This is a genomic window from Planktothrix sp. FACHB-1355, from assembly GCF_014748295.1.
Taxonomy (GTDB): domain Bacteria; phylum Cyanobacteriota; class Cyanobacteriia; order Cyanobacteriales; family Aerosakkonemataceae; genus Aerosakkonema; species Aerosakkonema funiforme_A.
On record NZ_JACJUP010000310.1, the window covers coordinates 1 to 6166 of the forward strand.

Consider the following 6166-nt stretch of genomic DNA (forward strand, 5'->3'; position numbering starts at 1 on the left):
CAGGAAGCTTATTTATTGCCTAAATTAGATGTAACGACATTTCGGCAAGAGTTGGCCCTCACTCCTCAAACGCAAGCGATCTGGACAAGCGGACACTCTCCCGGTTCTGCTTGTCTTTATTACAGCGCTTTGGGTGGGGTGTTGTTCGCGGGGCGTCATTTATTGCCGGACAAGGAAGGCGTACCTGTACCTCTGCGAACTTCTAAAACTTTTCATTGGCCGCGACAAATTCGCAGCGTGCAGTTATTGCGCGATCGCTTTTCGCCTGAGACTCTCAATTATATCTGTCCCGGTGGGAATACAGGATTTTTGCGGGGCAAAGGGGCGATCGATCGAGCTTACCAGCACTTGGCTAGTTTGGATTTAGATGCTTTACTTTTGGCTAAAGCTGTGCTTTAAGGCGATAGGAGAAAACTGGTTTCTTGAAGAAACCGGTTTTCTTTGTGAAAAATTATCAACTCGCAGCAACTTTGAAACGAGATATCTCGCAGCGTAAACCTTGATCTGCGTCTTTTAATTGTCCGATCGAATTGTTAATCTCGCGCAAAGATTCGGCAGTTTGCGAGGAAGCTTCGCTCAATTGCACCATTGCACCCCTAATTTGCTCTGCTCCTTGCGATTGAGATTCCATACGTTTACTCACTGCTTGAAAGCGGGGAGTTAAGTCTTGCACTTGTTCGATAATGGAACCTAATTTAGTGCTAATCTCATGCACAACTGCGACGCTTTGTTTAACTTGATGAGTGAACTTATCCATTTCCGTCACACCGGTGTTGACCGCTATTTGCATTTCTTCGACCGTATTTTCGATTTCCAGGGTAGCGACTGCTGTTCGATCGGCTAGGCGGCGGATTTCTCTAGCTACGACAGCAAATCCCGCTCCATACTCACCTGCTTTTTCCGCTTCAATTGCCGCATTCAGGGAAAGTAAATTAGTTTGATCTGCTACTTTGGCGATCGTGTTGACGATATTGTTGATGTTATTAGCTTTGACACCGATCGCTCCCAGCTTCGTCGAGATAGTATCGGTGGCTTCTACTAATTTATACATAGTTTTTTCCATCTGTATCAAGTCTTTTTGGCTGTCATCAGCTGAGTTAGCTGTTGTTTGCGCGTGGCGGTCAACTTCATCCATCGCCTTTACTAGGGATGCGGAGGTGACAACAATTTGCTTAGCTGTAGCAGCGACTTGATTGGTAGAAGCTAGCTGTTCTGTCATTGTTCCTTCTAGTTGCTTACCCGAAGCAGCTATTCCGGTAGCGGCGGTGGTGATTTGAATCGCCGATTGCTGTACCTGAAGGATTAAGGCATTCAAATTTTTAGTCATTATTTGAAAAGTCGCCAGTAACACCCCTATTTCATCTTGGCTATCTGTAACTGGCACTAAAGTTGTGAGATCGCCAGCACCAACTTTTTGGGCACTATTGGCTAAACGCTGTAGGGAATTGGAGAAGGTTGCTGCGATGGGAATGGCGGCTAAACCGGCTAATAAGGCAATTCCTGCGCCGAGTCCCCAAGCAGCAAATCTCAAGATATTCAAGTTCTTTTCTACTTCAATTGTGGGTTCACCTACATAAGCAATCCCAACAGGTTGTGCTGTCGCTGGATTGAGTTGTTCTTGATGGTCATATATGGGACTGTAGCCGGTGATATAGTCAATTCCGATAATATTGGTTGCGCCAATAAAAACTTGTTTTTGATGCAAAACTTTTGTTGCTACTTCGCGAGCAACTCGCGTTCCGATCGCTCTGGTTGTTTTATCGGTATAGGGAACATTTGTGCTGATTCGCCAATCTTGGGCGAACAGGGTAGCGGTACTGACGCCTACTTCTTTTTTGAGACGATCGACTATTTCAAAGTTCCGATTGAGCAGCGTACCGACAATCGCAGTTCCCCATAATTTTCCTTCTATCTCTATCGGGTGAACTGCTACGATCGCTAAGCCTATTTTACCATCATCAATATTATATGTTCCTTGGGGAAAAGGTTGCTTTGGTTGCGGCAATCCTTCGATTTTCTGCGCTCTTATGCCAATATTTGCTTGTTGTTCTAAGCCTAAGCGTTTTAGCCACTCGCTTTTTAACAATTCGGCTCCAGCGAGAGGACGGCGAGAGTTAAACGCATTTTGGACGATGGGAATATCACCCAGGTTAATACCGATTGGCAAAGATACGGCACTATATACAGTTTTTTGTAACTGTTCTTTCGGTAATAGTGGATAGTTAGAAAAATCTTCGGCAACCTGTTGAATATACTGAGCAACTGTTTTACCTTGACTATCTGCAATCAAGTAAAAACTATTATCTGGCTCGATGCCAACATAATTAGATAATAGTTTGCCTAGAGTTGCCTGCTGCTGGGGCTTGCTGAAATCTCCTGGCTGAGATTCTACAAAAATTGCTAAATTTCGGGCTTCTAAAGCTACTTTTTTTTGTTTGTCATTAAGCTGACTTTCCAGGGTGTTTAATTGAATGTTTAAAGTTGCTTGTAAATTTTGAAACAATTGCGTTTGTGCAAAACTGAGAATACCTTGAGTTACAACAACTGTAGGCACAATAGCTCCTGATATCAAGAGCAGACTCATTTTCCTGCGGAAACTTAAGTTATTCCAACCCTGACCCAGTTTCTGAACCATAAATCACAGTTTGTCTCTAAAAACGATAGTATCTCTATCAAAACATAGACTGTCGAATGGACTTATGTAAAGATGCGATCGCAAGGTTGGTGTGAGAAGCATTGCTAAACTCACATCTTGTGCTGGGGTTAGAAACCGGATTTCTTCCTTCTTGAAGCCAAGAACCTAGATCTTTTTTCGTTAAGAAACCCGGTTTCTCAAGTCTTGTTAAGAATCACAATCAAGTGGGATTGATAAAATCCAAAATGGGATTAGCCATCCAATTTACACCTACTCGCAATTGATGATCTAAATTTGGCATTCGATACAAATAAATGAGACGACGGAGGAGGTATGCTAATTGTCCTTCTAATTGCACTCCCATACCGCTGAGAGTGGCGTTATCTGTTCCCAATGTGAGCATTTCTCCTAAATTTTGATAGCGGAAGGGAAGTAAGGGACGACCTGTAAGGGAAGCCCAAATATTCCAGGCGGTAAAATCGGATTGTTGGAATGCTGCTTGTGCTGAGGAGGGTACTTGCTGACCTTCTGCATCCTGACAATCTGCTAAATCTCCCAATACAAATATTTCTGGACGATCGACAGCTTGCAGGGTAGGTGTAGTGGTAAGTTGACCGCGCTGATTTTGTTTGAGGGGAAGATTTCGCACGATCGCACTTGCCTGCATTCCGGCTGTCCATATGACCAATTCGGCGGGAATTGTATCTACCTGTCCTTTATACAGCAGGGAAATACTATCTGGACTAACCGATTCGATTGTGGTTTCTAAATCTATCCAGATATCTTTTTCGTCCAAAACTCTGCGTGCAGTTTCGCGGTTATATTCTGGGGATGTCCGCAAAATGCGATCGCTTTGTTCGATTATCCGAAATCTTCCTCTCTCTCCCAGTCTATCTGCCAGTTTGCAAGCTAATTCGACCCCGCAATAACCGCCGCCGACGATCGCTACCCGTATTTTATCTGTTTCCTGCGCTTCCAATACTCGCAGTCTTTCTTCCAAACGATAGGCGTCGGTAAGGGTGCGGAAGGGAAAGGCATAGGATGCAGCACCAGGCACTATATCGATCGGCGAAGCGCCACCTAATGCCAAGACAAGGCGATCGTAGGGTATTTCTGGCTCATCCTGCCATTGAATCCGGCGCTGTTCGGTATTAATGTCAGTTACAACTCCTTGACAAAATCGCACGTCTGTGTTTTGCAATATTTCTGCAAAGGATGGGGCAATTTCCCAAGTTTGCAGCTCGCCGGTGAGGATTTCGTAGAGGAGGGGAGTGAAGAGGAAGCGATCGCTCTTGTCCACCAGCACAATTTCCGGTTTTTCCGTTGCCTCCCACGGTAGCGTATCCAATCGCAGGGCTGTGTAGAGACCGCCAAAGCCTCCACCGAGTATACATATGCGTGCAGGTTGTTGGGTCATGGTTAAATGTGCTGGAGTCGTTGCAGAGGAACTTTCTTCAGGATAGCAAGCCGTAGTAGTGTAGATTCCATCACAAGGGAATAGTCTTATGTCACCGACAAGTTCTGAGCTTTCGTTTAAATTTCGCTTTGTAGAGAATGGTAACGCGCAGGGACTTTTTTCTCAAAAAGCGATCGCTACTGACCGCGAAATAATTTTAGGTACAACAACTACTTTGTTTTACGAACAGATTACCGATACTATTGTGCGCGACAAAAGGTTAGTTATCGTCTGCGATTCTCCTCTTTCTGGAGAGATTGAAGCAAGTTCTAATTCGGTCAATAATTATGTTTACGTTTTGGAAGTTTATAATGTCAATACTCGGAATTTGAAAAAGCATATTGACCAAATATCTTCTCGTAAAAGGACGGACAATAATAAATCTTTCCTCCGGGAATCGGGTCAATATCATCTCTTCCGCAGTGCAACTTGTCCGGAATGTCAGTCAACTATCGATCTATCCGACCACCAGCGCACATCTTATATTTATTGTCGCTTTTGCCAAAGTATATTTAAGGAAAATCAGCCTGCGATAACGAAAGGTGACAAGTATTGCCTTTGCGATGAATGCCAAATGTTTAATCGCGTGCAAAGCTATACAGAGTTTTACTTTTACTTTCTTTTGTTTGTATATGGTTTTTATGCCAAACACCGTTATGTTTGCGATAATTGTGCAAATTCGATATTTTGGAAAACTTTCTGGTTAAACTTAATTTTTTTGATTGGCGTTCCTACTTCTGTTTGGGTAAAAATTAAGTCTTCGATCGGACGCGATCGCTATTTGCGTCAGCTGCCAAAAGCTAATGCCATTTCTCTCAAAGGTAAGTACCAAAAAGCAGAACATCTTTACAATCAGATGTATCAACAATATCCAGAACATCCCGGTTTATTGATGAATGAAGGTTTAGGTCATCTGATTGGAAATAATGTGACAACGGCGATGCGTTGTTTTGAGCGATCGCTGAGGTCTTGCGGTAATTATTATCCTGCGATCGGATTGCTCCACAAGTTGCAAGAGTCCGATCCAGAAAGATAACAAAGCTTTCTATTATCTCCTATAGCCTTTTACTTCGATTAATCTCCTATCGTTCTTTTAACTAGGATAGCTACCAAAAGCCCAGTTAGAAGATATCCGGTTGCAGTTTCTATCGCCACAAGTATTTTGCCCAAAATTGAAATAGGCTGGATGTCGGTACTTGATGTTGTAAATGTCATCATCGAAAAGTAAAGATTATCCCAGAAACTAAGAGAATTAGCAGAGCCTATTTTAGCCAAAGAACCAGGTAAAACAGTATAAGCTAAACTGAAAACTAAGATAACGATCGCACATGATAGGAAGAACCTCGGAAAAGAACGTCCATAGTCGCAAGTATTTTTCAGTACAAAAGCTAAAATAGGGCGTTTCTTTTCCAGGTTAATAATCCTTGCTTGACCGAGTGCTAAGTCTTGTAACAATGCGGCTAGAGTGAAATTAATGGCGCTTAAATTTACACCAGTAAAGCTAGTTCTATTGTCAAAGTCAACATTGTCAAGAAATACGCCATCCATAATAGACCAGTCAAAGCAAGTTCCCTTGATATTAGCTTCGGAAAGGTAACTGTCCGTTAGGTTACTATTTTTTAACATCGCATTTTCAAGATTGGCAGCGTACAAGTCAACTTTATTTAAGTCAACCCCACTTAAATTTTCTTTGGGTAAAATTATACCACGTAGATCGGTATGACCGTAGAATTTGCCCACAAGGTTATCTAAAATGTTCCTATCAAAGTTACTGGTTTTCCATCGAGACAGGATATCCTGACCAGATGTGGTCTTCCATCTATTCTTTAATTGTTCTTTAGTAAGCTTAGCCGCTAAGTTATAATCCGGGTTTCCTTTTTGTAAATCTACTCCCGGCAGTATAAAAAATTCCGGATTTACTTGTCGAGATTGCACGATATCCTCCCAATAATAAGATATATTTTCCAGTCAATCTGCCTAGCCAACTATGCCAAATTATCATATTATCCTGTAACAGTGTACTTTTTTCTAAAATAGAACATTCTTAATTTTTGATGAAAGCCGATCTTACCAAA

General features: G+C 42.4%; 5 protein-coding genes. 2 read left to right on the top strand and 3 right to left on the bottom strand.

The annotated features are described in order from the left end of the window. The coding region (locus H6S82_RS14595) for an MBL fold metallo-hydrolase (RefSeq protein WP_347339501.1) at positions 1-399 on the top strand (399 nt) is incomplete at its 5' end. A 55-nt stretch (positions 400-454) separates the two neighbouring features. On the opposite strand, the gene H6S82_RS34370 is transcribed toward H6S82_RS14595, so the two are convergent. After that, a complete protein-coding gene (locus H6S82_RS34370) occupies positions 455-2554 on the bottom strand; it encodes a methyl-accepting chemotaxis protein (protein WP_199317890.1) in 2100 nt (699 codons plus the stop codon). 301 nt (positions 2555-2855) lie between these two features. After that, a complete protein-coding gene (locus H6S82_RS14605; RefSeq protein ID WP_190464619.1) occupies positions 2856-4052 on the bottom strand; it encodes an NAD(P)/FAD-dependent oxidoreductase in 1197 nt (398 codons plus the stop codon). Between the two features lie 88 nt (positions 4053-4140). On the opposite strand from H6S82_RS14605, the gene H6S82_RS14610 reads away from it, so the two are divergent. Then, positions 4141-5127, top strand: coding sequence for a hypothetical protein (locus tag H6S82_RS14610; protein ID WP_190464620.1), 987 nt, complete (start codon positions 4141-4143; stop codon positions 5125-5127). Positions 5128-5165: 38 nt separating this feature from the next. Here H6S82_RS14610 and H6S82_RS33550 read toward each other — a convergent pair whose 3' ends face one another. Continuing rightward, entirely contained in the window at positions 5166-6026 is an 861-nt protein-coding gene (locus tag H6S82_RS33550; RefSeq protein ID WP_199315264.1) for a pentapeptide repeat-containing protein, read from the bottom strand. Positions 6027-6166: the final 140 nt, after the last annotated feature.

Excerpts from the sequence above, each read along its gene's own strand:
- H6S82_RS14610 (WP_190464620.1), top strand. The coding sequence starts at position 4,141 with ATGTCACCGACAAGTTCTGAGCTTTCGTTTAAATTTCGCTTTGTAGAG.
- H6S82_RS14605 (WP_190464619.1), bottom strand. The coding sequence starts at position 4,052 with ATGACCCAACAACCTGCACGCATATGTATACTCGGTGGAGGCTTTGGC.